Source organism: Bacillus sp. RC251 (genome assembly GCF_044908765.1).
Lineage (GTDB): Bacteria > Bacillota > Bacilli > Bacillales > Bacillaceae_G > Bacillus_A > Bacillus_A wiedmannii.
In genome coordinates, this window is the sequence record NZ_JBIYDP010000003.1 from 217,583 (window position 1) to 244,364 (window position 26,782).

25 protein-coding genes and 1 pseudogene are annotated in these 26,782 nt (G+C 34.7%); 13 read left to right on the plus strand and 13 right to left on the minus strand.

From position 1 onward, the window contains the following. Window positions 1-327: 327 nt before the first annotated feature. Both ABH961_RS15135 and ABH961_RS15140 read right to left on the minus strand, forming a co-directional pair. Window positions 328-1,419: a DUF3900 domain-containing protein gene (locus ABH961_RS15135; protein WP_098077988.1), complete on the minus strand. Its 1,092-nt coding sequence runs from the start codon at window positions 1,417-1,419 to the stop codon at window positions 328-330. Window positions 1,420-1,536: 117 nt separating this feature from the next. Next, window positions 1,537-1,878 (minus strand): hypothetical protein, encoded by a 342-nt coding sequence (locus ABH961_RS15140; RefSeq protein ID WP_001997954.1) that lies wholly within the window; start codon window positions 1,876-1,878, stop codon window positions 1,537-1,539. A gap of 361 nt (window positions 1,879-2,239) precedes the next feature. On the opposite strand from ABH961_RS15140, the gene ABH961_RS15145 reads away from it, so the two are divergent. Next, the gene (locus tag ABH961_RS15145; RefSeq protein WP_098078878.1) at window positions 2,240-3,151 is read left to right on the plus strand and encodes a VanW family protein; all 912 of its coding nucleotides are present in this window, start codon (window positions 2,240-2,242) and stop codon (window positions 3,149-3,151) included. A gap of 188 nt (window positions 3,152-3,339) precedes the next feature. Further along, complete coding sequence (locus ABH961_RS15150; RefSeq protein ID WP_048543916.1) at window positions 3,340-4,248, plus strand: VOC family protein; 909 nt, start codon at window positions 3,340-3,342, stop codon at window positions 4,246-4,248. Window positions 4,249-4,269: 21 nt separating this feature from the next. Here the strand turns inward: ABH961_RS15150 and ABH961_RS15155 are convergent, their stop codons facing one another. After that, a complete protein-coding gene (locus ABH961_RS15155) occupies window positions 4,270-5,187 on the minus strand; it encodes a hypothetical protein (protein ID WP_048543914.1) in 918 nt (305 codons plus the stop codon). Beyond that, on the minus strand, window positions 5,184-5,702 hold the full coding sequence (locus ABH961_RS15160; protein WP_048543912.1) for a GNAT family N-acetyltransferase: 519 nt from the start codon (window positions 5,700-5,702) through the stop codon (window positions 5,184-5,186). The genes ABH961_RS15155 and ABH961_RS15160 overlap by 4 nt, the downstream gene beginning before the upstream one ends. Before the next feature lie 289 nt (window positions 5,703-5,991). Between ABH961_RS15160 and ABH961_RS15165 the strand changes: the two genes are divergently transcribed. Continuing rightward, a complete protein-coding gene (locus tag ABH961_RS15165; RefSeq protein WP_098068282.1) occupies window positions 5,992-6,669 on the plus strand; it encodes an MgtC/SapB family protein in 678 nt (225 codons plus the stop codon). 203 nt (window positions 6,670-6,872) lie between these two features. Then, window positions 6,873-9,788, plus strand: a complete 2,916-nt coding sequence (colA, locus tag ABH961_RS15170) for a collagenase ColA (RefSeq protein WP_404519584.1) — start codon at window positions 6,873-6,875, stop codon at window positions 9,786-9,788. 30 nt (window positions 9,789-9,818) lie between these two features. Here colA and ABH961_RS15175 read toward each other — a convergent pair whose 3' ends face one another. Continuing rightward, window positions 9,819-10,322 (minus strand): GNAT family N-acetyltransferase, encoded by a 504-nt coding sequence (locus tag ABH961_RS15175; RefSeq protein ID WP_098077993.1) that lies wholly within the window; start codon window positions 10,320-10,322, stop codon window positions 9,819-9,821. Between the two features lie 255 nt (window positions 10,323-10,577). Here ABH961_RS15175 and ABH961_RS15180 point away from each other — a divergent pair, with 255 nt between their 5' ends. The 6 genes from ABH961_RS15180 to ABH961_RS15205 all read left to right on the plus strand — a co-directional run bounded on the left by ABH961_RS15180 (window position 10,578) and on the right by ABH961_RS15205 (window position 15,157). After that, window positions 10,578-10,976, plus strand: coding sequence for a DUF2871 family protein (locus ABH961_RS15180; protein ID WP_087984040.1), 399 nt, complete (start codon window positions 10,578-10,580; stop codon window positions 10,974-10,976). 171 nt (window positions 10,977-11,147) lie between these two features. After that, a complete protein-coding gene (locus tag ABH961_RS15185; RefSeq protein ID WP_098077996.1) occupies window positions 11,148-12,539 on the plus strand; it encodes an FAD-binding oxidoreductase in 1,392 nt (463 codons plus the stop codon). 4 nt (window positions 12,540-12,543) lie between these two features. Next, the gene (locus ABH961_RS15190; protein WP_404519587.1) at window positions 12,544-13,512 is read left to right on the plus strand and encodes a bile acid:sodium symporter family protein; all 969 of its coding nucleotides are present in this window, start codon (window positions 12,544-12,546) and stop codon (window positions 13,510-13,512) included. 12 nt (window positions 13,513-13,524) lie between these two features. Continuing rightward, a complete protein-coding gene (locus tag ABH961_RS15195) occupies window positions 13,525-13,872 on the plus strand; it encodes a DUF4260 domain-containing protein (protein ID WP_048543902.1) in 348 nt (115 codons plus the stop codon). Between the two features lie 23 nt (window positions 13,873-13,895). Beyond that, a complete protein-coding gene (locus ABH961_RS15200; RefSeq protein ID WP_000813602.1) occupies window positions 13,896-14,423 on the plus strand; it encodes a GrpB family protein in 528 nt (175 codons plus the stop codon). 125 nt (window positions 14,424-14,548) lie between these two features. Then, window positions 14,549-15,157, plus strand: a complete 609-nt coding sequence (locus ABH961_RS15205; RefSeq protein WP_048543896.1) for an FMN-binding negative transcriptional regulator — start codon at window positions 14,549-14,551, stop codon at window positions 15,155-15,157. Between the two features lie 146 nt (window positions 15,158-15,303). Here ABH961_RS15205 and ABH961_RS15210 read toward each other — a convergent pair whose 3' ends face one another. The 5 genes from ABH961_RS15210 to ABH961_RS15230 all read right to left on the minus strand — a co-directional run bounded on the left by ABH961_RS15210 (window position 15,304) and on the right by ABH961_RS15230 (window position 19,767). Beyond that, window positions 15,304-15,438, minus strand: coding sequence for a Phr family secreted Rap phosphatase inhibitor (locus tag ABH961_RS15210; protein ID WP_000735069.1), 135 nt, complete (start codon window positions 15,436-15,438; stop codon window positions 15,304-15,306). Then, window positions 15,435-16,547: a response regulator aspartate phosphatase gene (locus ABH961_RS15215; protein ID WP_048543894.1), complete on the minus strand. Its 1,113-nt coding sequence runs from the start codon at window positions 16,545-16,547 to the stop codon at window positions 15,435-15,437. The genes ABH961_RS15210 and ABH961_RS15215 overlap by 4 nt, the downstream gene beginning before the upstream one ends. Before the next feature lie 215 nt (window positions 16,548-16,762). Continuing rightward, window positions 16,763-18,229 (minus strand): protein adenylyltransferase SelO, encoded by a 1,467-nt coding sequence (locus ABH961_RS15220; RefSeq protein ID WP_098048286.1) that lies wholly within the window; start codon window positions 18,227-18,229, stop codon window positions 16,763-16,765. A gap of 176 nt (window positions 18,230-18,405) precedes the next feature. Continuing rightward, window positions 18,406-19,404, minus strand: coding sequence for an NADP-dependent oxidoreductase (locus ABH961_RS15225; RefSeq protein WP_404519589.1), 999 nt, complete (start codon window positions 19,402-19,404; stop codon window positions 18,406-18,408). 18 nt (window positions 19,405-19,422) lie between these two features. Next, on the minus strand, window positions 19,423-19,767 hold the full coding sequence (locus tag ABH961_RS15230) for an ArsR/SmtB family transcription factor (protein ID WP_048543892.1): 345 nt from the start codon (window positions 19,765-19,767) through the stop codon (window positions 19,423-19,425). Window positions 19,768-20,245: 478 nt separating this feature from the next. Here ABH961_RS15230 and ABH961_RS15235 point away from each other — a divergent pair, with 478 nt between their 5' ends. Beyond that, entirely contained in the window at window positions 20,246-21,865 is a 1,620-nt protein-coding gene (locus ABH961_RS15235) for an FAD-dependent oxidoreductase (RefSeq protein WP_141519995.1), read from the plus strand. Between the two features lie 387 nt (window positions 21,866-22,252). Continuing rightward, window positions 22,253-23,197, plus strand: coding sequence for a glycerophosphodiester phosphodiesterase (locus tag ABH961_RS15240; protein WP_404519591.1), 945 nt, complete (start codon window positions 22,253-22,255; stop codon window positions 23,195-23,197). Between the two features lie 48 nt (window positions 23,198-23,245). Here ABH961_RS15240 and ABH961_RS15245 read toward each other — a convergent pair whose 3' ends face one another. From ABH961_RS15245 to ABH961_RS15255, 3 genes and pseudogenes are all read right to left on the minus strand, one after another. After that, a complete protein-coding gene (locus tag ABH961_RS15245; RefSeq protein ID WP_098078007.1) occupies window positions 23,246-23,923 on the minus strand; it encodes a YdcF family protein in 678 nt (225 codons plus the stop codon). Between the two features lie 93 nt (window positions 23,924-24,016). Next, window positions 24,017-24,526 (minus strand): annotated as a pseudogene (locus ABH961_RS15250) (DUF3916 domain-containing protein). A gap of 2 nt (window positions 24,527-24,528) precedes the next feature. Continuing rightward, window positions 24,529-25,371 carry a LysR family transcriptional regulator gene (locus ABH961_RS15255; RefSeq protein WP_404519593.1) on the minus strand — a complete coding sequence of 281 codons (843 nt, stop codon included), beginning with the start codon at window positions 25,369-25,371 and terminating at the stop codon, window positions 24,529-24,531. An 84-nt stretch (window positions 25,372-25,455) separates the two neighbouring features. Between ABH961_RS15255 and ABH961_RS15260 the strand changes: the two genes are divergently transcribed. Next, window positions 25,456-26,688 (plus strand): MFS transporter, encoded by a 1,233-nt coding sequence (locus tag ABH961_RS15260; protein WP_098078014.1) that lies wholly within the window; start codon window positions 25,456-25,458, stop codon window positions 26,686-26,688. Window positions 26,689-26,782 lie beyond the last annotated feature (94 nt).

Here is a 26,782-nt window from a genome sequence, read left to right on the forward strand (position 1 = left end):
GCATTTACTGGTGGATCCTGCGAAAAATGTCATCTTGGATTAAAAATAAGCATATTTTGTTTTAAAGCAGAAAAACCGATTCTTAGAAGAATCGGTTTTTTTATATAACTGTCAACTATGTCCCAAATAAAAGAGCGCTTATTAACAGCGCTCAGTAAAAATAGATATATGGAAGCATTTATCCCGCATTAACGGGCAGTAAGACCCCCCTTAAAATTCAGCTGAAGCAACGAAGTTAGGTGGGGGATCAACTGCCCGTAAAAGCCCGATTGGTTCAACTAATAATCAGTGGGGATGAACAAAACCCCCACTGATTAAAGTTTCACTTTATCCAATCCCGTTCGGATCATAAGAATACTGTTGCTTATTCTCAATCCGCTCAATCACATCTTGCAATTCATCTGGCTTCAGAAACTCAATTGGAGAGAAGCCTTTCTCAAACGTAAGTGTATCAGCCTCAATCATTAATACGTACCGGTCATTTACCTTTGCGATATGTATTTGATCCCCGAAATCAGCAAGCAGGGCCTTTACGGAGATATGGTCTGCTTTTAGCTTTAATTCCACTTCAGGAGCATGCTCGACGATTTGAGCGGTAGCTTCCATTACTTCTTCGGTTGAAAATTGTTCCATAATTTCGCGTTTCGGACTGGCAGCCCATACTTCCATTGCTTGGTCGAATTGTTCGCGTTCTTCCGTACCTTCTTCAAATACATCTTCGATTTGGTCGTATACCATGTCCATTACTTGCGTTTTCATAATTTCAGGCATAGAGCGTTCGTACTCGACGAATTTTAAGAAGTCTTCAAAGTAGCGGGCGTGTGATGCTTGGTGAATTTTTAGTTCGCCCACTTCAACGATACCTTCTTCAGGCATGTACGGATATTGGATAGATTTCATATTTTTTGTTGTGATGGCCATTTCAACGTTACGAATCAGTGTGGATTCATCTGAAATAGAAGCGACTTTCGGTTCGAAGTCACATTTCATAACGAAAACGAATGGATCATCAAAGTATTTGCGTAGTTTTGCTTGCGCAATTAAAAATACACCACCGCGTACAGCGCTTGTGTCCAGATATGTATAAACGAGAGGTTCACTCATATCTTTGAAGTTTTCTTTTGTTTCCGCAAAGCGAATGCGATTAAAGAGGTTGTAATGAGGGTTTGAATCAAGTTCGTGCCCTTCTTCTACAATGAAGCGACCGATCTTTGTCGGAGCTTGTTCTGTTTTCGCATGACGTTCTACTTTTCGCTTTGAAATTTTTAATAATTCACCATTCAAAAATTCTTTTAAGGAGCTATCTTCATACTCTTCAGCGTCTAACGTTTGAAAATGTTTGTAGCGTTTATCAACAGCTTCACCTTTTCCTTCTACTTGTACAACATAAAAGGAAAGATAATTTATTTCAAAATCCATATTTATCACCTTGTTTCATTTCATTAACTCTTATCAGTATAGAGATGGAAAAAACTTTCGTCAATTTATATAAGGAAGGGGAAGCCCCCTTCCTTCATATATTTTTTATTTTCGAAATTAAAATCCGTCTTCTAATGCTGAAAATGGAATGTTCAGTCTGTTTTCTACTGTACGTAAACGTTGGTTTAAGCGGTTTAATCTACGTGTATGACGCTCAACCGTGTTTTCTAATTGACGTACTCTTTGTTCAAGCTCATTTACTCGTCTTTCTAATTGACGGTTTCCAGCACCAGGAAAAGAGATTGGAAGTTGGAATTGTCGAGTTTGATCATATGGATTAACTTGTTCTACTGGATCTATATATTGTTGGTATTGTGCTTGTAAATCATATTGAGGTTGATAACCAGTTTGGTTATATGGATCGTATGGATTGTAGGGGTACATAAAAACATCCTCCATTTCTTTAAAATAGGTTAATTCACCATAATGTATGTGTAAAAGCGGAGTGTGGCACGGCAAATACCTATTTATGTTCACAGGATGTTTTTTATAAATACGAATATGGAGTTTTACATTTGAATTTCGTTCGTTTTATGGTATATACTGGATAATAGGGAGAGGTTACATAAAAGTTACAATTCTATCAAACTCAAACTTTTATGTAAATATGTATAGACATTTGGAAAAGAAAAGAGTAATTTATATAGAGTAAAAAATAACTTGTAACAATTTATAAATATATTGTAAAATGATTGTAACAAAACATACATAAAAATGAAATAATACATAAAAGTAGTATTGGGGAAAAGGGGAGAGTATATTGTTCCGTAAAGTAAAGGGTATATTAGTTGGGGTGTTATGTGTAGCTGTAGTGAGTGGCTGTGGTACAAAAGTAAGTGATGTTGCATTAGTAAGTGATATTGGTGGCCACACGGTAGAGGCTAAAGCAGAAGTACAGGATTCTATTAGTTTAGTAGATGGTCGTACAGGTACGGAAGTGAAAAAGCTAGATTTGTCGAGTCTAGGTTATTTTGAAGATGAAGCGAAATTTAAAAAATCAGTTGAGAAGGTTGCTAGGGAAGTTGGGAAAAATGTTGACAAAAAGATGGTCCCTTCACGTCTAGGACCTGATGGAAGTTGGCAAGAAGGAAAACCTTCTTATGAATTAATGGAAAAAGAATTAGTAAATAAATTATTAAACGTAGGTATGTGGGATTCTTCATATCAATTACCTATTGTTGAGAAAAACCCTACCGCTACATTAAGTGATGCGCAAGGAAGTGGCACGGTAATTGGTAGATATGAAACGAATTTAGGTGGCTCAACAGGTGGACGTATTGAAAATATTCGTTTGTCAGCAGCGAGCATAAATGGAGTTGTATTAGCGAAAGGGGACAGTTTCTCTTTCAATGCATTAATTGGTGATACAACGCCAGATAAAGGATATCAATTAGGAAAAGAAATTGTAGATGGTAAGTTAGTAGATGGATATGGCGGTGGTGTTTGTCAAACATCATCAACATTATACAATGCAGCAGATCAAGCTGGTTTGAAAATGGTAGAGAGAACGACACATTCTAAAACGGTAGGTTACGTTCCACAAGGAAGAGATGCTACAATTGCATATCCATACTTAGATTTAGTGTTTGAAAACACGAATGATGCACCTGTGAAACTTTATATGGGCATTCAGGGCGGAAAGTTAGTTGCTGAAGTACATAAAATGCGATAAGAATTAGAACAGACTGTTTTTGTAAAGTCACCTTTTCTGAAAGTTAGAAGAGGTGACTTTTTTATTATGAATATAAAAAAGTGTAAATTCTGACTTTTCTTATTTACATAGGATGATTTTAGTTGTATCCTTCATAGTAACGGTTATATGTAATGGGAAAATATTTGGATAAGGAGATGAAGTTACTCATGGTACAAATTCATCCAAAAACACGTATTGGTCATGTTGAATTTAAGGTGTTAGATTTAGAACGTCAAATTGCTTTTTACGAGAATGTTGTAGGTTTAGAAGTAATTAAGCAAGAGGGGAATAAAGCGTATTTATCTGGAAAAGGTGGAAAGAACACGTTACTTGTTCTTGAAAAGTTAGAGGACGGGGTACTGCAAGAGCCGCGTACGACTGGTATATATCATATAGCCTTTTTAGTTCCGACTCGTGAGGCTTTTGCGTCGGCATTATTTGGTGTGATTCGTAATAAGAATGTAATTGATAGTCCGGCTGAGCAAGAGGGACGTTATACATATTCAAATGAAATTTTACCAATTTCAAGGTTTAATAGTGCAAGTGATCATACGTATAGCGAAGCGTTTTATTTACAGGACTTAGAGGGAAATGGTATAGAAATTTATGCAGACCGCCCGCGTGATCAATGGGGAGAAGGACCAGGAGGAAGTACGCCGCTAGATTTAAAAGAACTGGCAACGCTCGTTGATTATGAGGTTGATGGATTACCTGCTAATACTGTCGTTGGGCACGTACATTTACGAATAGCAGATGTAGAGAAGTCACACGAGTTTTATGTAGAGACAGTAGGATTTGAAGTACAACAGCGTGAAGATGACTGCTTATTTATTTCTGCAGGAGGATATCATCACCATATCGGTGCAAATACGTGGAACGGAGTAAATAATCCGCACCCACCGGCATATGCAACTGGATTAAAAGTGTATACGATAGTACTGCCGCATAAAGAAGCGTTAGATGAAGTGAAAGAAAGATTAATAGAAAAACAACATGGAATAAATGAGATTTTAAATGGATTTACTGTAGTAGACCCGAGTGGTATTACAGTACAGTTTGAAATAGAAACAGCATAAAAGAAGTCGGAAGGTGTATAATTACCTTCCGATTTCTTTTTGATACGTAATCCAGGTAGCACAAGGATTGAAAGGAAAGGATTTTAATATCTCCATTGCATATATACTCGTTGAATCGAATTCACCTTGAATGAAAGAATAACCGTGTGTATTTGCATACATAGCTTGTTTGAAAACGAGAAGTTTCAGTAAGGATGCATTTTCTGTATTGTGAGTCCCGCACCATCCTAGTTCTACCGTATTATCCTTTTCTGATGTATGGAGGAAAGAGTACGCAATAATTTCAGTCTCTTCATCTATTATTACAAAGCTCCCATCTAGTAACACATCATCAGCTAAGATCTGTTCTTTCCAAGCTTCGAGCGGGAATGAGGCAACTGGGTTTGCTAAGTGAGTCTCTTCATAATTCGTTTTTACTACGTAGGCTAGTTTTTCAAAGAAGCTATTATTGGATAAAATGTTTGATAAACTTTGTACAGCATAATTTGAATGAAGCATTGTATCGATAGTTATGATTTTTCGTACGTCTAATATTGGCATATATGTTCTTCGGATTTCCGTAAAATTATGTTCCTCAAAAAACGCTTTTAAATGAGCTGATGTTTCCCATATAGAGGTTTGTAATGGTAGTTTGAAGTTTTCTCTTTTTGAAATCTCGTTTAATAAAAATTGTTCAATGTGTAGCTCTGAATAGAACGGATTTGTATACATTCGAAAGTATGTGCAGTATGGATGGAAGTTACTGTTCCACGTGAAAAAGACGCCTACTACATCTTTTTTATAGTAGGCAATATACGCACATTTTGTTTTATTCTCTCGTAATAAGTGAAATAGATAAGAGTCTTCATTATATAAATCAATAAGTTGTTTTACTTGTAGCTCATTACTTCTACTATACTTCTCTATAACAAGAGTATGTTTATTGGTGGACTTCTTCATAGCTCAATCCAAAACCTTCTTACTACATTCCCATCTTCCTCAGTGAAATCATCATCACGAAGCCCACCATTATGTAAAATTGTTTTTTCAGAAGCTGTATTCACTTCGTCACAAACGACAAGTACTTTCTCGATGTTTAATTCCTTCGTTTTTTCTAGAGATAATTTTAATAACTTCGTAGCATAACCTTTTCTTCTTTCAGAAGGGCGAATGCCATAACCGATATGACCGCCAGCGTTAAATAAATGTTCGGTTAAACTATGACGTATATTAACAGCGCCTACAATTCTATTATGATCTGTAACGAGCCAATACGTAGAATCTGGTACCCAAGATTCAGGGAGGTTTATTCCGTTATGAGCATCGTGAAGTTCTTGAATCATTGCCGTGAAATTAGAGGGATCTTTTGAGATAACCCATGGAATCATTGTTTCACCGCTATCTTTCCATTCGTTATAAAAATCTAAGTATTCTTCTTGTAAATCGATAGTAGGTGTAAGTAAAGAGACGTTCATTGTTAGTAAGCTCCTTTATTTATTTAGTATGTATAAAAAAATACGGCTTAAAATGTAAGCGTTTTCCAAACTTTCTCAACCTCATTTCATGGAATCCACCTTTGTTTTTTAAGAAAATTAGTGGAGTTTTAAAATTAGAAGTTATTTATTTTATGTTAATATTTAAAATATTAACATAAAACGGGCGGGGTATTAAGTGTATTTTAGCAAAATTCCTTCATATCGATAAAAGGATGTGTGTGATAATTTTTGTTTTATCTATCTATAATGAATGAAAGGGGGAAGGCTCGTGAGTGTAAATTTTGATTTGATTATACGAATCGGTGTTGCGGGTTTGTTAGGAGCAATAATCGGTATTGAAAGGGAAATTCGATCAAAAGAAGCGGGATTAAAAACACATTTCCTAGTAGCGGTAGGAAGTGCATTAATAATGGTCGTTTCGAAATATGCTTTTTCAGATATTATGAATGAGGAACATATGGCTCTTGATCCGAGCCGTATTGCAGCACAAGTTGTAAGTGGAGTAGGGTTTTTAGGTGCAGGTACAATTATTATTCAAAAGCAGGCGGTGAAAGGGTTAACGACAGCGGCTGGTTTATGGGCTACAGCAGGAATTGGATTAGCAATTGGCGCTGGCATGTATGTAGTAGGCATTGGAGCGACGATTCTAGTTTTAATTGGTTTAGAGATTGTGAGTCGTATTTTTAAGGTGCAATTTTTATTTCCGAAAAATATAACAGTGCAAATGTGTATAAATAAACATGAGGCGGTACAACAAATAATAGAAACTCTACAAGTGAAAGGTATTCCAATACTGTCATATGAAGTGGAAGCTCTACAGCGAGGTACAGAAATAGTTTATAAGGTAGGGATGCAGCTGAAAAATATATCGTCAGAAGAAAAGAATGAATTTATTCAGCGTATGCAAACATTACCGGAAGTTACGTTTATAAAGTTAAAATCATAGCGTTCAAAACGAGGATAGATATAGCAGGAATTTCGCTATTATCTATCTTTTTTGATATAAAATTCACATAAAGTCAAGTGTTAATTTTGCGCGGTATGGATACATATGTGAACGTTCCCTTATTTTTTTCTCAATACAGAATAAAAAGTAAGAATAGTAAAATAATGGTGCGGGACACTAAAAAATGTAAGGTAGGGGAGAGCATGAAAGGCTATTCAAAAAAAGTGTTAGTAGGGGTAAGTTTTGCTAGTTTAATGTTAGGGAGTTTTCAAGGGAGCACATTGGCAGAAAGTAAAAAGGGAGAGCAAGTTTCTTATCGGAATGTGCTCAAAATGGAGCCAGTTGGTGTACAACTGCCAATGCAAGAATTAGCTCATTCATCAAAAGTGCTTGAAAATAAGTCTTTTGAGAAAAGGCTACAATTTGCTGATTTGTCGCAAAGGCCACCTGAAGTAAAAAAAGAAAGTAAGCAATTAGCTGCAGCGAAAACTTATACAATTGCTGAATTAAATCAATTAAACAATCAGCAATTAGTAGATCTACTCGTAACAATTGATTGGGAGCAAATTACAGGTCTATTTCAATTTAATAAGGATAGCCTTGCATTCTATCAAAATGATAGTAGGATGCAGGCAATTATTGATAAATTGAAGCAGCAAGGACAAGCTTATACGAAAGATGATTCTAAAGGGATTGAGACTTTAGTAGAAGTATTACGTTCAGGGTTTTATTTAGGATTTTATCATACAGAATTAAGTAAACTAAATGAGCGGAGCTATCATGATAAATGCTTACCTGCATTAAAAATGATTGCGAATAACCCGAATTTCAAACTCGGTACGTTAGAACAAAATAGAGTAGTATCATCATATGGAAAATTAATAGGAAATGCTTCGAGTGATGTGGAAACGATAACATCAGCTGCAAAGATTTTTAAACAATATAACGATAGTTTTTCTACATTGGTAGACAATCTTTCAGCTGGAAATGCAATTTACGATATTATGCAAGGTGTTGATTACGACATTCAATCGTATTTGTACGATACGAGAAAAACACCGAAAGACACAGTATGGTACCAAAAAATTGATAGCTACATTAATGAATTAAGTCGTTTTGCCTTAATTGGAACGGTGACAGAGAAGAATGGTTGGTTAATTAATAATGGTATTTATTATACAGGTAGACTTGGTACGTTCCATAGTACAGGAACGAAAGGATTGCAAGTTGTAACGGACGCAATGAAAATGTATCCGTATTTAGGAGAACAATATTTCGTAGCCGCTGAGCAAATTGCGACGAACTATGGCGGGAAAGATGCAGATGGAAATGTTGTGAATTTAGATCAAATACGAGAAGATGGGAAGAAAAAGTATTTGCCGAAAACGTATACGTTTGATGATGGGGCAATTGTTTTAAAGGCTGGAGATAAAGTGGCAGAAGAAAAAGTAAAACGTCTATATTGGGCGGCAAAAGAAGTGAAGGCACAATTCCATCGTACAGTTGAAAGTGATCAACCTTTAGAAAAAGGAAATCCTGATGATGTATTAACGATGGTTATTTATAATAGTCCAGCTGAATATCAATTTAATCGTCAATTGTACGGATATGAAACGAATAACGGTGGCCTTTATATAGAAGGAACAGGTACGTTCTTTACTTATGAACGTACGCCAGAAGAAAGTATTTATAGTTTAGAAGAATTGTTCCGACATGAGTTTACTCATTACTTACAAGGTAGATATGAAGTACCAGGGCTTTGGGGACAAGGTAAGATGTATGAGAATGAGAGATTATCTTGGTTTGAGGAAGGGAATGCGGAGTTTTTTGCGGGGGCAACGAGAACGGATAATGTTGTACCGAGAAAGAGCATTATAGGGGGAATATCTTCAAATCCAGCAGAACGTTATACGGCAGAGCGAACGTTAAATGCAAAGTATGGAACGTGGGATTTCTATAATTATTCATTCGCTTTACAATCGTATATGTATAATAAGAGATATGATATGTTTGACAAAGTTCATGATCTTATTAGAAAAAATGATGTAACAGCATATGATGCATACCGCTCTGCATTAAGTAAAGATGCGAATTTAAATAAAGAGTATCAAGACTATATGCAAATGTTAGTCGATAACCGAGAGAAATATAATGTTCCATTAGTATCAGATGATTATTTAGCAACTCACGCACCAAAACCAGTTTCAGATATTGCGGCAGAAATTACAGCAGAAGCAAAATTAAGTAATGTATCAGTTAAGAAAAATAAATCACAGTTCTTTAATACATTTACACTGCAAGGAACGTATACGGGTACTACTGCAAAAGGGGAATATGAAGACTGGAAAACAATTACACAACACGTAAATGATACGTTAAAACGTTTAAGTGAAAAAGAATGGACAGGCTATAAAACAGTAACAGCTTACTTTGTAAATTATCGTGTGAATGCATCAGGACAATTTGAATATGATGTTGTATTCCATGGTATGAATACAGAAGAAGGTGCTGTGAATAAAGCACCAGTTGCGGTTATAAATGGTCCATATAACGGAAATGTAAATGAAGCAATTTCGTTTAAAAGCGATGGATCAAAAGATGAAGATGGGAAAATTGTTGCTTATAAATGGGAGTTTGGTGATGGTACTGTAAGTAATGAACAAAATCCAACTCACGTGTATACTAAAGAAGGAACGTACACTGCAAAATTGACAGTAACAGACGACAAAGGATTAACGAATACTGTTACAACGAATGTAACGCTTCAAAAGAAGGAAGATAACAGTGTAGAAAAAGAGCCAAATAATTCATTCCAAACAGCAAATAAACTGCAATTAAATCAAGTTTTACGTGCTAGTTTAGGAAATGGTGATACGAGTGATTACTTTGAAATAAATGTGGAAACTGCGAAAAACCTACAAATTAATGTAACGAAGGAAAATAATATCGGAGTAAACTGGGTTCTTTATTCAGAAGCAGATTTAAATAATTATGTTACGTATGCCCAGCAAGAAGGGAATAAGTTAGTAGGAAGTTACTACACATATTCAGGGAAATATTATTTACATGTGTATCAGTATGGCGGGGGATCAGGGAATTATACGGTAGAAGTGAAATAGTAAAAAGGTCGCCGTGAGTGGCGACCTTTTTTACGCATTATACCCGAATAATTTTAAATCTTCTCCTGAGTCTGAAATTATCTTTTCGAACTGAAATCCTACTTTTTCTAGAAGCTTTCCTGAATTGATGTTATCAATAGTAGTAATTGCTACAATTCGTTTTAGTCCTAGTTTTTGTACTCCGTATTCGATTACAGCAGAAGCTGATTCAAAGCCATACCCATTTGAACGGAATTTCTCTAAAAAGGCAAAGCCGATATCGACATCTTCTAATGAATCTCTTTTAATAAGTCCGCACATACCAAGTGGAGTGAGATCTTTTTTTCGTTCAACTAAGTAAAGGCCAAATCCCATTTTGTTATACATATCAACAGGGCCGTTTAAGATGTATTTTTTTGCATCTTCTAAGTCTTTAATCCTTTTATCACCAATAAACTGAATCCATGCAGGATCGTTTACTAATTCAAGAATAAATGGAGCATCTTTTATATCAAACCAGCGAAGAACGAGTCGTTCAGTTTCAAGAACTATCAATCCATTGCACCACCTTTAATAGTTATAACAATTAGTATGGGTTGCGAAATACAAAAGTGCAACATATTTTCATTATGCTCTGCTTGTTCACATAAAGTTCGTTTGTTTTGTATAAAGGGATATCCTATAATTAAAATTGATTGTAAAGAGTGAGATGCTTATACAATGACTCCTAGGTGACTAGGAGTTTTTACTATATAACTATCATTATTACTAAATATGACACACTACACATTCTACTCAAGGAGGTACATAATGAAGAAATTATATAATGCATCATTTACGTATTTGATTATCGGTTTATTATCAGGAATTTTCGCCAGGGAGTATGGAAAGTATAAGGGGATTTTAGGCTCTACTTTGTTAAATTTATTGCATACACATACACTTGTACTTGGCTTTTTCTTCTTTTTAATTGCTTTAGGATTAGCAAAAGTATTCGCGTTTCATGAAGCGAAAAGTTTTAATAAGTGGTTTGTTGTACATAATATCGCATTAATTTTAATGTTAGGTTCATTGGCCGCAAGAGGGCTTCTTCAGTTAAATGGAGCGGACTTTAATGGGTTAACTTATATTGTAGGGTTTTCCCATTCGCTGATGGCAGTTACTTTAATTTGGTTTATGTTGTTAATAAAGAAGTCATTTAAAATGTAGTTTTATAGAAAAGAACTTGCGATAGGTATTGCAAGTTCTTTTTGTTTATTCGACAGTCTGAAACGAATTGCATATGTATAAAACTTGAATTATTTAATTTTTCGGATTATTATGTATAAAATAGTTAACATATTTTGTAATTCAAATTTATAGAAAGTAGGAGAGTGTAAGATGGAAATAACGGTAGAGCGTTTAGTAAATGAATTAAAGGGTGTACTTCCCGAAGATCGAGTAGTTGTAAATACGACAGTAAGAGAGTTACATAGTAAAGACGAATCTTATCATACTAGTAGTTTACCTGATGTAGTTGTTTTTCCGAAAACGACTGAAGAGGTTAGTAGGATAATGAAAGTAGCGAGTGAGCATGGAAAACCTGTCGTTCCTTTTGGGGTAGGTTCTAGTTTAGAGGGACATGTTATTCCATATGAAAAAGGAATTACAGTGGACTTTTCGCTTATGAATAAAATACTCGAAATAAGAGAGAAAGATTTCCTTGTAAGAGTACAGCCAGGAGTGACTCGCTCTCAGCTGAATAAAGAATTGAAAAAGTATGGATTGTTTTTTAGTGTAGACCCAGGTGCAGATGCAACGTTAGGTGGAATGGCTGCCACAAATGCGAGCGGAACGACAGCAGTTAAGTATGGGGTAATGCGTGATCAAGTTCGTGATTTAGAAGTCGTTCTTGCTGATGGGGAAGTAATACATACTGGAAATTTAGCAGCGAAGTCATCATCAGGTTACCATTTAAATGGTGTTTTCGTAGGTTCAGAAGGGACGCTTGGATGCTTTACAGAGTTAACATTAAAAGTATACGGCATACCAGAACATGTTATGGCTGCAAGAGCATCGTTTCCAACTATAAATGATGCAATAGAAGCTGTGATTAATATACTACAAGCGGGTATTCCAATTGCGAGAATTGAACTTGTAGATGAATTATCTATGAAACAAGTAAATCATTATAATGAAACAAGTTACAGAGAAGAACCTACACTGTTTTTAGAGTTTCACGGTAATGAAGCAGGACTAAAGCAAGATATTGAATTCACGAAGGAAATTGTTTTTGATCATAAATGTAAAGAAGTTGCTTTTGAAATGGAAACTGCGGCGAGAAATAAATTATGGGATGCGCGGCATAATCTAGCATACTCTTACGTTCATAGCTATCCTGGTAAAAAGCTTATGAGTACAGACGTATGTGTACCAATTTCAGAATTAGCTGGTGCAATCCAACATGCGAAAGAGACGTTAGATAAAGTAGGCCTTGTCGGTGGTATTCTTGGTCATGTAGGAGACGGGAATTTCCACGTGCTCTTAATGATTGATCCGAACGATAAAGAAGAAGTGGAAAAGGCGGACGAAATAAACGAAAGTATCGTTTTATATGCTCTTAAACGAGGTGGAACGTGTACGGGAGAACATGGCGTTGGAATCGGAAAACGGAAGTATCAAGAAGAAGAACATGGGGCGGCATTACTCGTAATGGAAAAAATAAAGAAAGCTCTTGATCCGCAAAATATTTTGAATCCGAATAAAGTTTTTCAGCTGAAGGATAGGGGATGATGGGGTGAAAGTACTAGAAGCGATAAGTAATATAGCTGGAAAGTATTTTGCATTTTGGGTTATTTGTATTGCAGCTATTGCATATTTCATTCCTGGGCCATTTCTTGGGTTAACTAGTTACATAACAATTTTACTTGGAGTTGTTATGTTTGGTATGGGGTTAACATTAAAAGCTGTTGATTTTAAAATCATTGCTACAAAACCATTGCCAGTTATTATCGGTGTATGTGCTCAGTTTATTATTATGCCACTTGTCGCATACGTACTAGCCTACGTTATGAATCTGCCAGCTGAATTAGCAGCTGGATTAGTGTTGCTCGGTTCAGTACCGGGTGGCACTGCGTCAAATGTTATGGTTTATTTAGCGAAAGGGAACTTAGCGTTGTCTATTGCAATGACGTCATTATCAACGTTATTAGCACCAATTGCTACACCTCTTATTTTATTATTACTTGCGGGACAATGGATGCCAGTGAATGCTATGTCTATGTTTCTTTCTATCGTACAAGTCATTATCCTACCAATTATTTTAGGATTAGTAGTGAAGAAATTTTTCCCTAATACTGTTACGAAAGGAATGACTGTTATCCCTTTCATATCAGTTGTAGCAATTATTATTATTGTTTCTGCAGTTGTTTCAGCGAATGTAAGTAGCATTACTTCTTCAGGCCTGCTTATCTTTATTGCAGTGATGCTCCATAATGCATTTGGCTTTTTACTAGGATATATAACAGCGTTCGTACTTGGACTAGACGAAGGGACAAGAAGAGCTATTTCAATAGAAGTAGGAATGCAAAATTCAGGCTTAGGAGTTGCGCTGGCAATAGCACATTTTGGAGCAGCAGCTGCACTTCCAAGTGTATTAGCAGCAGTATGGCATAATATTGCAGGGCCGATATTAGCAACCATCTGGTCAAAAAATGCAAAGAATACTTTTAGTGATGAAAATGTATCGGTAAATATAGAAAAATAGGAATGATAATTAATGCAAAAACGTATTGTACATTTTGAAGGACTAGTTGTTTTATTAACTACCATTTATACGTATTCGATATATGAATTTAGTTGGATTATATTTTTGATATTCCTTTTAGCACCGGATCTATCAATGTTAGCGTATAGTATAAATAATCATGTTGGTGCTAAAATTTATAATATATGTCACACATATATTATATCTATATTCATAGCTATCATAGGTGTCTATTTTAAGATAGATACCGTTATAATGATTGGGTTAATATGGACAGCACATATTGGGATGGATCGAATGTTTGGATATGGATTGAAATATGAGACGGATTTTAAGAATACTCATATTCAAAGGTTATAAATTGTTTTGGGGAGAGAGATACATTGAAACAGAGAATTACAATCGAAGAATATAACATCAAATGGGAAAGTGAATTCAATAAATTACAAACTATTATTAACGATGCAATGGAAGAACTTGTTTTATCCGTTGAACATGTGGGAAGTACAGCTGTTAAAGGACTTGTATCAAAACCAATATTAGATATTGCTATAGTAATAGAAGAGTACGAAATTTTTCCTGAAGTAGTAAAAAGCCTTGAAACGATAGGGTATTATCATCAAGGTGACTGGAGCTTCAAAGGGAGAGAGGCGTTTGGTAGAAAGGATGCTTTCGTTCCATGGAACGGGGAAAGTACAGTTTGGATGGAACATCATTTGTATGTGTGTGACAAAAATAGCGAAGAGTTAAGAAGACATATAGCGTTTCGAGATTACCTTCGTGAACATGAAGATGTTGCTGTTGAATATGGACGATTAAAGAAAGAATTAGCAAGAGAATCGAAAAATAGAGCGAGCTATAGTGAAGGTAAGACGGCATTTATTACAAATATATTAGGGAAAATAAACTAAGGCGGCATGGAATACATGCTGTCTATTCTTTTTAGAAAGCTGCCATTGTAAAACAAATACAAACTGGCCCTGTTGATTGATGCAATTACTAAATAAAATAGAAAAGAGCGGAAAAGAGGGAGTTTATGTACATACCAAAACATTTCGCAATACAAGATGAAGAGATGAAGTACGAAATAATAGAACAAAATAGCTTTGCGACATTATTTTCTCAACATAACGGGGAACCATATGCAACGCATTTGCCGTTGTTATTAAATAGGGAGACTCTAACTTTACATGGCCATTTAGCGCGTCCGAATGAACAGTGGAAAGATAGTGGGAATCAAGAAGTATTAGCTATATTCCAAGGACCACATAGCTACATATCGCCGTCGTGGTATGAAACAAACAATGCAGTGCCAACATGGAATTACGTTGCAGTACATGTATACGGTGAATTAGAAATTGTTGAAGATGAACAGGAATTATTAAATTCTCTTCAAGATTTAGTACATACATATGAAAATCCAAAGAGTACCTATTCACTTGATGATGTAGATCCGAATTATATGGGAGGATTAAGTAAGGGAATAGTTGGGTTTAAAGTAAAGATAAATAAAATAGAAGGGAAAGCGAAGTTAAGTCAAAATCATTCTGTAGAAAGAAGAAAATTAGTTGTAGAGAAACTTGAGGAAGTTGGTAGTGAGGGGAGTAGGGGGATTGCTAGAATGATGACGTGGAATTCGTTGTGATAGAAAAAACAAGTTATATATTATTGATTTTGGTCATGTAAATGAAATAAGAGAGCTAAGAAAAAGAAGCAAAAGTTTCAACGAATAAAAATGAAGTCATACGATAATGCATGACTTCATTTTTTTCGCGTGAAAAAATGTATAGATCAACCGCCTCCATCACCTACAGAAAGGCTTTGTATCTTAGTATTAGAATGATCCAACTTCGTTGGACTTGTTATACCAGTACTAAATGCTAGAATTGTAACGATCCCCATAAAACTTAAGAGTAATTTTTTCATTTTAATCCTCCTTTAGCATTTGCTTTTTTCTTTGCTTGTAATGCCATATAAAAATATTTACTTGCTTCAGAATGTTCGTTTTCATCATAGAATTTAATTGCCAATGTTTCATATTGTTCCTGAACATCTTCATATAATTCTTCGCGTTCGAAATATTTAATTCCTGCTAATGCTATTTTTTCAAATGTTTTAGCAGGTGAACTGTTATTTAGTTCTTGTAAAATCATAAAGCGATGTTGGAACTCCTCTTGTTTTAGTTCGTTACTAATACTTAATCCCCTTTTTATTAGCTCGTCTGCGACGCTAAGTTCCTTTAATTTGTAGTATTCTAAAGCGCTAGCAAAGATAGCTTTATAATGATTTGGGGATTTCTCGATAACTTCAGAGAGATAACGAATAGCTAATGCATTAAGATTTTGATTTGAATACATCCATCCTAAGTTATGTCGAACCATTAAAATGAATTTTTCTTCTCCTGTTTTTTGGAATTGATTCATTGCAGCTGTAAAGTGTTCTTCAGCAAGTTCCCATTCTTTTAAGTTTATACATGCTAAACCTAAAATGTTATCACAAAAAGCTACATTCACTTCATATCCTAGATGATTAGAAAACATATCTTTAGCTTTTGTTACTTCTTTGATGGCTTGAAGTGCTTGCTGATTATCATAGTAGGAATATCCTAGTTTATAGTAGAACTCTGCTTTTTCAATTTCATCTGGAATGTATTGAAGCAAAGCTTCAGCTTTATCATAATGTTTTCTCGCTAGTATATAGTTTCCAATTGCATCTGAGTGAATAGCTTTAAAGAAATGATAGTAATATGATAAGAAATTATTTGTTGGAATTTCAAACGACTCAATTTTATTAAAACTGTCTTTAGAGACGCCTAAGTTATCAATTAAATAATTATATCGGAAATTTAGTAAAGAATAATAGAGCAATAAGTTTTGATCAGGTATACCTTTTGGATAGTCGTTTTTTAAAATGTTGATTTTATTATCTATTTGTTCTTTAAAACGGTTTGCGCTATCAATGCGTCTTAAACGGATTTCTATGTACCATTCATTTAATAGTTGTGTGATTTGTTCACTTTTAGTGGATGTAAACATGAAGATTCCTCCTTTTTAGAATATTCTTATAAATAACAATAACAAAAATAATAATACTAAAAAGCAAAACTTATATTTCTCAACATTTTTCACGAAGATAATCAATTAATATGATTGGAATAGTGATATATGTGTGGTTTGATTGGAGTACAATTTATGCCTATGTAAAAAATGTGCCTTCAATAATTGAAAGCACATTAAAAGAGATTAAACAATCAAGTCCCACAAAAAGTACGATAAGGACGATTCGTCGGTGCAGGTGGAATGCAGTATTCTTCTTGCTCTGTAGCATAAGCATAAGGATTTGATAGAGCTTCAAGAAGTTTTTCCATTACGCTATAGTCGCCGTTTGTAACAGCTGCTTCTAAAGCTTCTTCTACGCGGTGATTCCTTGGGATGATGGATGGGTTATTATTTTTCATCATTTCGTAGGCATTTTCTTTCGATTCTTCTTGTTTTTCTAATCGAGATTGCCACAGTTTGTACCATTCTTTAAATTCTGGACTTTCGAATAGAGGCGTATTTTCTAACGTATCAAGAGTTAATGAACGGAATGTATTTGTATAATCTGCCTTATATTTCTCCATCATTTTTAAAAGTTGCTCAATAAGTGAATGATCTTGTTCTTCGTCGCTAAATAGTCCTAATTTCTTTTTCATTCCAATGAACCACTGTTTTTCATATTGTACGCTAAATTTTGAAATTTCGTCTTGAGCAATTTTTAATGCTTCTTCTTCATCTTCATGCAGAATTGGTATTAAAGATTCTGCTAGTCGCGCCAGGTCCCATGCGGCCATATATGGTTGATTTCCATATGCGTAGCGACCTTGTGTATCAATAGAGCTAAATACAGTTCCTTGGTCGTAATTGTCCATAAATGCACAAGGGCCGTAATCAATCGTTTCTCCACTAATCGTTATATTGTCAGTGTTCATTACGCCATGGATAAATCCAACAAGTTGCCATTTAGCGATGAGGCTTGCTTGTTTCTTTATGACTTCTCGTAGTAATGCAGTATATCGGTTTTCATGAGCTTCAATTTCTGGATAATGTCTTTTTATCGTATAGTCAGCTAGTGATTGTAGATCCTCGATAGAACCACGAGCAGCAGCATATTGAAATGTGCCGACACGTATATGACTGCTAGCGACTCTAGTTAAAATTGCTCCAGGTAACTTTGTTTCCCGATATGTTGGCTCGCCTGTTGTGACAACTGCTAAACTGCGAGTAGTTGGAATATCAAGTGCATACATTGCTTCACTAATAATATACTCACGTAGCATCGGACCGAGTGCAGCACGACCATCACCACGGCGTGAATACGGAGTAGGTCCAGAACCTTTCAGTTGAATGTCAAAACGTTTATCTGAAGGAGTAATTTGTTCGCCAATTAAAAGAGCACGACCGTCGCCTAACATATTAAAATGCCCGAATTGATGACCTGCATACGCTTGTGCTAATGGATGAGCTCCTTCTGGGAGTGCATTACCAGCGAAAATAGCAATTTCGACTTCTTTCTTCAGTTCTTCAGGATTAAAGCCAAGAGATATTGCTAGCGAATGATTTAGTTTAACTAGCTCCGGTGAACTTACTGGAGTAGGGGGGATTTCTGTATAAAATGATTGTGGTAAAGTTGTATAACTATTATCTAAATTCCAACCAGCTTCATTATTTTTAGTCATCTTATCTCCTCCTTGTTTATTTTTTATTATGTATTTGTACGTATGTATTCTTTGTAAAATTAGTTAAAAGTATAATATGATATTTCCCCTTAAAATCTATTGTAAGGACTTCAGTGTGCTATGTCTATTCAACAGCAAATATAAAAACTCCATTTAAAAAAATGGAGTTTTTATTACTACTTAATTTTTACGATTATTTTTCCTTTTGCTCTTCCACCCTCTGAATATTCCATTGCTTTTTGAGTATCTTCAAAAGGGAAAACTCGATCGATTACCGGTTTGATTCTTCCAGCTTCAATATAGTTTGCGATAGTACGTAATTGATCTCCGCTTGGTTTCATAAATAAAAATGAATATTGCACATTATGCTTTTTTTCAAGTGCAGTAAGTTTTCTACTTGCTAATGAAAATAAGAGTGTTTTAAAAAATCCGGAACCAAATTCTTTACCGAAACGAGCATTCGGCATTCCTGAAACGGAAACGATGTTGCCGCCACTTTTTATAATATTGAATGATTTTTCAAGTGTTGTCCCGCCGATTGTATCAAATACTGCATCATAATCTTTTAGTATTTCTTCAAAATTCTCTGTTTTGTAATTAATAATTTCATCTGCGCCAAGAGACTTTACTAAATTCGCACCAGCTTCACTAGCAGTCGTTGTAACAGTGACACCCATTATTTTTGCTAACTGAATTGCGAAAGTACCAACACCACCAGATCCAGCGTGAATTAATATTTTTTGTCCTTTTTGTAAGTGCATAATGTCATGTAGTGCTTGATATGATGTTAAACCAACGAGTGGAATCGACGCTGCTTCCTCAAAACTTAAATTCTTTGGTTTTAAAGCTATATCATCTTCATGAATGGCTATATATTCCGCGAAAGTACCGATTTTATTTTTTCTTGGACGTGCATATATTTCATCACCAACTTTAAAACGAGTCACTTTTGATCCAACCTTTACGATGACACCGGAAAAATCATTACCAAGGATTAGGGGCATTTCATATTTAAGTAACATCTTTACTTTTCCATCACGTATTTTAAAGTCAATTGGGTTAATACTAGCTGCATGAATTTCTGCGAGCACTTCATGTTCATTTATTTCAGGAGTAGGTACTTCTGCCATACGCATTGGAACTTTCCCGTATTTATCAATTATCATTGCTTTCATTTCTTATACCTCCAAATTTCAATAAAAGTTGTGTAATAGCTTTTCAATATTTAATACAAGATTTTTTAATAAACTTAATTTTGTACGTATATCAATATAATAAAAGTTTTTTGTACCTTCTTTTCGCATTAAAATAATACCGGCTTCTCGTAAAATCCTAAGGTGATGCGATACTGCTGGTCGAGAAAGGTGTGTTTGTTTCGTAATTTCTCCTACACGTAATCCGGTTTGACATTCCGTTTTCATGAGAACTAACAAAATAGCTTGACGTGTTTCATCGCCAATTGCCAATAATACTTTTTGAGAATCAATAAAATCTTTTTTTATAACATTTAATTGTTCTTGTTTATTCATTTCAATCACTTTACCTCCTGGTAATTAGTCGAAAGGTTTAAGATGATGAACCATTACATCGATACGGTAATGCTACATGATTGTTGAATGAGCTGCAATATTGGGAAAGAAAATCGAGACGAATGAAATTATATGTGTTGAAAATGAGAGAGAATAGAAAAGGATTTTATAATATATTGTTTACAGAAGATAAAGGATAAGGGTTTTATAAAAAATAAGCGGTCGTAACCCTGTATAACTACTTATAGGGTTACGACCGCTTATAGTGTTTTTATTATTTTGGTGTTTACTAAAGTGAGTTGTTTCGTTTTACTCTTTCATACATGCATAATGCAAGCAGATTATAGATATATGAAAAAGTAAAAGTAATTTGGGGCGTAATCTATCTATATGATAATTTAAAATGAAATATAAGTCTATATCTTTGTTGTTTTTTTGATTATATTTATGTCACTGAGCTCAGAACAATGATGTGGAGGGTAAATATATGAAATCGAATGATGTACCAGTTTTAATTGTTGGGGGAGGATTATCAGGATTAGCATCTGCGCTATTCCTTGCAAAACATAACATTAATTATTTACTGCTTGAAAGGCATCAGTCTACTGCAATTCACCCGAAAGCAGGTGGAATCACTTTTCGTACGATGGAGTTATTTCGAGAATTGGGTTTAGAACAAAGAATTAGATTGGCGGGTAAAGCGTTAGAAAATTGCCGAGGAAGAATAGCAGTTCATACAATAGCTGAGGTGAATAAGGAAGAATTGGCACAAATGAGGGCGAATCAGTATGGAAACGATGAAAAGTTACTTCGAAAAATAGAAGAGATTAGTCCATCAAAACAAACAGCTTGTTATCAAATTACTTTAGAAGAGATGATGTTACAAGAAACGAGAACATTAGGCGGAGAAGTATCTTTTTATCATGAATTAGTTTCTTATGAACAAAATGAGCACGGAGTAATAGCAACGATTCGGAATCGTGAAACGGAAGAAGAAAGTATTATTCATTGTGACTATGTAATTGCAGCAGATGGGGCAAAAAGCAAAATACGTGAGCAACTAGGGGTAAGTACTGAGGGACGAGGTACAATCGGTGGCTATTATATGAATATTTATTTTGAAGCGGATTTAAGTGAGTTTATACAAGGAGATGCATTTGGTTTTTCTATGGTACTTCATCCGGAAGTTCTTGGTGCGCTTATTCCAGTTGATAACGAAAGAAAATGGATTTACCATGTATCCTACGATCCATTAAAAGGAGAGCGACCAGAGGATTTCACTATAGAACGTTGTAAACAAATTATTCAAACAGCAATTGGCAACACAAAGGTCGAGTCAAAAATAGTAAGTGTTTTACCGTGGGAGGCGAGTGAAAGTACGGCTACAAAATTTCAAGATAATCGCATTTTTTTAGTTGGTGATTCAGCACATATTATGCCCCCAACTGGAGGATTCGGTTCAAATACAGGAATACAAGATGCGCATAACTTAGCTTGGAAATTAGCAGCTGTTATAAAAGGGAAAGCAAATCCAAAATTGTTAGAAACATATCATAAAGAGAGATATCCTGTTGCAAAATTAACGACAGAGTATGCGAGTAGTTTATTGTTCCGTGCTGCAAGTAGAGAGGAAGGCAGTTTGAATAATATGGATGGATTAGCTGTAACTGTTGGGTATCATTATAGTTCAGATGCAATAATAGATGACTCAGCTACTCCACATAGAATGGATATCGTAGAGTTGAACGGAAGACCTGGAACGCGAGCACCACATTTTTTTGGAATGTATGAGGAGAAAGAAGTCTCTGTCCTTGATTTATTAGGTAACGATTTTGCTTTGCTTACTGGAGCAGAAAATGATTCTTGGGCTGAATCAGCACATACTGTTTCAGCCACATTAGGAGTAACTATAAAAGTGTATCGCATTGGTTTAAGTGGAGATTTTGTTGCTCAAGAAGATATTTTCAGAAAATTATATGGGATAGAGAATGGAGGAGCTGTATTAATTAGAACAGATGGCTTTATAGGATGGCGTTCGGCAAAAGCAGTGGTAAATCCAGATGTAATGCTGGAAGAGGTAATGAGAAATGTATTATGTGATTTTTAAGTAAATACAGAAATACTTTCTTATATGTCTCACTTTACTGAAAAAATAATATTCACAAATTTTAATAGGTTTGGTATGATTAATTTCGACAAGTTAATCGAGGCCAGAGATATTTGAGATAAGCCATAAATTTATTTAGGGATACAGAAGTGTCCTCTAAATAATTTATGGCTTTTTTTATTGGATGAGCCGTACACAATAGAGAAGTTACATGTGGAAAGGAGGGCTATAGAAAATAAATAGTTTTCTATATTAATAACATAGAGAAAGTATATTCGTAAGACTGAAATTTTAATATAAGCTTATAAAAATAATGAAAGTATATCTTCTATTTCGTGTAAATCTCATTAACTTGTTGAAATTTGCAGTGTAGGAAGGGTTAGAAGGATGAGAAAAATTATTAGCGCGTTCGTTATTTTCTTTATGATGGGAAGTATCTTTGCTGGGGGAGCTGTTCATGCGAAAGCAGAAGGGAAGCATGAATGGAATACGAATAAGTTTTTAAATATTGCACATCGCGGAGCAAGTGGACATGCACCTGAGCATACTTTTGCTTCTTATGATTTAGTGAAAAAAATGAAAGCGGATTATTTGGAGTTAGATATTCAATTAACTAAGGATGGCCAATTAATTGCAATGCATGATACAGCAGTTGATCGTACTACAAATGGAACAGGGGAAGTACGAGATAAAACATTAAGTGAAATAAAAAGCTTAGATGCAGGATCGTGGTTCAATAAAGCTTATCCAGAAAAGGCTAAGCAAGAGTACGTTGGTCAAAAGGTTCCGACACTAGAAGAAATTTTCCAAAAGTACGGAAGAAGCATGAAGTATTACATTGAAACAAAGTCACCAGATGTGTATCCAGGAATGGAAGAGAAATTATTGGCTTTATTAAAAAAATATAATTTAGTAGGTCAAAACATGTCTTCTAGCCGTGTTATGATTCAATCATTTAGTAAAGATAGTTTAACAAAGATTCATAGTATGAATAAAAATATTCCGTTAGTTCAACTGCTTTGGTATTATCCAAATGAAAACAATGAGATTGTTGAATGGTCTGGCATTACACATGAACCGAAAAGTGTAACAAATGAAGATTTTCAAGAAATTAAAAAGTATGCAGTTGGTATTGGACCGAACTTACGCAATGATAACGGAGAACTAATTATTGATGAGTCATATATGAAAATGGCTAGAAATAATGGTCTGTTAATTCACCCTTATACAATTAATGAGAAACTAGATATGCGATTGTTAATTAAATGGGGTGCTACAGGAATGTTTACAAATTATCCTAATCGATTACATAGTGTACTAAAAGAAAAATAAGTGAGATAGGATAAAAGGTATACCGACGTTTTGGTATACCTTTTTCTATTATGCTAGATTATAGTAGTAGGATACATATTCTTCTAAGCCTTGAACTTCTTTTTCAGGCGGCTCAATGCCACCTTTTCTACCGTAGCAAATATTTCTCAAGTATTCTCCAAAAATCATAGAGTGGCTTTTCTCATTTTCCATCCAATTATATCTATTAATGATAAACTCGCCATCGAAACTTGTATCAAATGTATATGGAATACAAGTAACAGTGTTAGGAAGATGTTTTTTCAATACTCTATATTGCCGACCGGCTCCTAAACTTTTGCAAACAAATAGTAGCCGATTAATTTTTGTGAAATCAAAAATCTTTTTCGCTTCCATTGCATTAGCGATAGAATGGAGGGAATTTGTCTCGAATAGGATAGCGTCTCTGGGTACGCCATGTTCAATTAATTTATGTACAATTACTTCTGCTTCTGACAAATTCCCGTACTTCCAGCTTGGATGTTTCATGCCATGCAAACTAGTACCACCTGTAACGATAATCTTATTTCCTAAACCTTGTCGATAAGCTTTTAGTGGAGTTTGCCAATTGCCAGGATGAGAACCGCCGAAAACGAAAATGGCATCACATTTTTGTGGTGTTATTTCTTTTAGAAAAGTGATTTCTGTAATTTGATCGATTTGTTTTTTCGTAAGATTAGGGACATCAGGATATTTAGGGATTACCATTTGAAAACCTCCTATATAGTGAAGTGATAAATTTATTATATAGCGATTTTGTCAGGTGAAAAAAGGGAAGCTTTTCATTTGAAAGCTCCCCTTTTAAGATAACTCTCCAACAAACCAAATCTCTTTTTCATCGATTGTATTCTCATTATAAATGACTTCTTGAAAGTGCAACATTTGGGCAGTAGGGCAAATTGAAATTCCCCATGTTTCTCAAAAATCAATTTCATTTGAAAGAGGAATCCATGTTTGAAATTCATTATTTCTATTGAAAAAATTTTGAAAGTAGTCATCGTTTTTAAATACGATAATTTGCGTTCTCCATAAATTTTCTATAGAAATTAAAACAACAACTCGATATGTATGTATATCGCTCGGTTTTATTTTTATTAAATGATTTGCTTGATTTAATAAGGTTTGTATACACAATCGTTTTACTTTTCTAGGTACTTTACATGAATTGATAAAAGATTGGGAAACTGGTAATAGCATATACCAATATTCATCGTTATAGAAAGCAGAAGGGAACGTTTTTGTATGTTCCTCAATGCGTTTAATCATAGTGTTTGTTTTTCGTTTCATACCACGTATTTTCTTTTCGCGCATTGTTAAATCATCTCCATAAATTTTTGTAATGCAGCTGATTGATATATATCGTTCCTAGTAATAAAAGTAGTAGGAACTTTTTTGAATCTATTAGGTAAAGGATTGAATGATAAGTTATGTGCATGACCACTTAAAATTGATTTCATCATAATTGCTACGCCCATATTTGATTTTACACAGGCGAGTATTGCTTCAATTGTTCCGAACTCTAATATTCGTTTAGGCGAGATGCCTTCTTCTTGAAGCCAGTCTTCTAATAAACTTCTATAATAGCAACCTTGACTAAAAGCGAGTAAATTCATATCTTCTATGTCTGTAAGAGAGGGTAAAGGTTTTTTACTAATGAGAACTAATTCTTCTTCACGAAATACACTTGTATGAAGTTCAGCGTGCTGAGTAGAGCCAGCTATAAACGCTCCGTCTAGTTTTCTTTCTAACACTAGCCTAATTAGTTGTTCGGTCGTATTTGTTTCTAAAATCAATTCGACTTTTGGGTGTTTCTCATAGTAGGCCGTTAATATAGAGGGAAGCCTTACCGCAGTTGTAGATTCTGTACATCCGATTTTCAACGTGCCCTTTGGCTCAGTTCCATTACTTTGAACCGCTTGTATAGATTGATCCATTAAGTGGATAATTTGTTTAGCGTATGTTAATAAAATCTCACCGTTAGAAGTTAAAGTTACACCTTTTCCGTTACGGTAAAATAAAGGCACACCTAATTCATTTTCTAGTTGTTTCATACGCATTGTTACGCCTGATTGTACATAGTTCAAATTTTTAGCGGCGTGAGAAATATTATTTTCCTTCGCAACTTCGTAAAATACAGTTAAATCTTTTATGTCCACGTATCATCCCTCCGAAAGGTATCAATTTTTTTGATGGATTATATGATGAATATTTATTTTATATGATATCAGAACTTTCATACAATGGAAGGGGTTGGAGGGATGATTGTGTTAATCGAAGAAAGGATGAAAAGTACTTATAAGTGGATGATGTTAATTGTTGCGACGATTGTTCAAACAACAGCGACACTTATAACGTATGGTGTTGGAGTTTTGGTGTTATTTTGGAAAGAAGAATATGCGCTTACGAATATGGAGAGTGGATTGTTAGTAAGTGTTGTAAATGTTGGACCATTATTTTGTATGCTTTTTGTTGGGCGGCTACTTGATCAATATAATGAAAAGTTGTTAATTTCTATAAGTTCATTTTTGCTAGGAGGTTCGCTTTTACTAACTAATATAGTAAGTGGATTTAATGGACTGTTATTTGTACTTTTATTAGTAGGAATGTTTTATAGTGTTTCCCAGCCAGGAGGAAGTAAAGTGATTTTAAAATGGTTTCCAAAAGAAAATCGTGGATTAGCGATGGGAATAAGGCAAGCTGGTATACCGATTGGTGGCGCATTAGCGGGAGTTTTAATCCCGTTTCTTACAATACAATATAATGTGACTTATGCGATAAATAGTATGGCATGCATTTGTATAATTGGAGGTTTATTATTTTTTATGTTTTATAAAGAGCCATATGTCCAAGAGAATGTAAGGAAAGAATATATTAAAAATTCTTTATGGATGCAGCTAAAAGTAGTGATATGCAAAAAAGAGTTGTATCCAATTTATATAACGGGTATTTGCATGATTTCATTGCAAATGGTGTTAGTTGGGCACTTCATGAAATTTTTAGTAAGGGAACAATCCATTACATCTATTGAAGCTGGAACAGTATTTTCAGTGATGTTCTTTTCTGGAATGATTGGCCGTGTTGTATTAGCAGCTAGTAGTGATTTGTTTTATAAGGGGAATCGGCGCACGCCATTATTTATAGCTGTCTGTGCTTCTATCGGTTTGATTCTATTGTTAGTCATGAGCATACATACAGTAACGAGTGGATTATTGTATGGTGTAAGCGCATTGTTAGGTTTCTTTTCGATTGGATGGTTTAGTCTTTTTATTGTCGAAGTTGCTGAATTGGCAAGTGAAGAATGTGTTGGAATAACAGTTAGTTTGGCACTTACATTCAATCAAATTGCGATTATTGTTGCACCTGTTTTATATGGTTATATTGTAGATGAGAAAGGGTATACGTATGCGTGGTTATGTATAGTGGTATTATTAAGCATCTCGGCAGTGAGTTTATATAGTAAAAACAAAAAATAAAAGAAAGTTAGCAATGTAAATTTTTTATGAAGAAATTCTAAAGAAATGCCGAATGTGCGACATTTCTATTTTATATGTTATATAATCAAAAAAT